This window comes from Bacillus sp. BPN334, assembly GCF_008368885.1.
Lineage (GTDB): Bacteria > Bacillota > Bacilli > Bacillales > Bacillaceae_G > Bacillus_A > Bacillus_A wiedmannii.
In genome coordinates this window covers 1-523 of the sequence record NZ_QOZW01000062.1, presented here as the reverse complement: position 1 = coordinate 523, position 523 = coordinate 1, and the positions used below count along the sequence as shown (strand labels likewise).

Here is a 523-nt window from a genome sequence, read left to right as displayed (position 1 = left end):
TTTGCAGTACGTGCCATAATCTGTTCATCTGCGTCGATAGTAACATCTTCATTTTGGAGGGATAGCAGTAATACGTTGTCATAAGTGTCCATTAAAAGTATATCTCTAGCCTTTTTACGCTTTGGATAGATCACAACAAGTGGCACTCCCTCATCACCTTCTCTTCTTGAAAACACAACATCGTCTAATCTAGCAATCATGCGGTAATCATTTTCATTCCCAAAAATAAAGAAGAAATCTTGCATAGCATCTTTATCTCTTCTATACGTTCGTCTAAGACCACCATCTATTATTTCTTTAAAGGTTTGAACTTTTTCAACAAATGCGTAACGCCAATCGGCATCGCCTACTGTACGTTGAGATAAAGGTAAAAGAATATCTTGTTCAAAGTTTTGATTATCATCTATTCCTAGAATGATATCTGAGATAACATCTCCAGCTTCTTTCAAAGAGCAGATGTGCATATTTAGATTTGGTAGATTCATTAAAAGTTCATGATACTCCCGCATAGAAAATAATAGAT

The 523-nt window shown here is 35.4% G+C and carries 1 pseudogene; it reads right to left on the bottom strand.

Annotated features, from left to right (window positions below):
• A pseudogene (locus DN393_RS31210) lies at positions 1 to 523 on the bottom strand (replication-relaxation family protein); the annotation flags it as partial.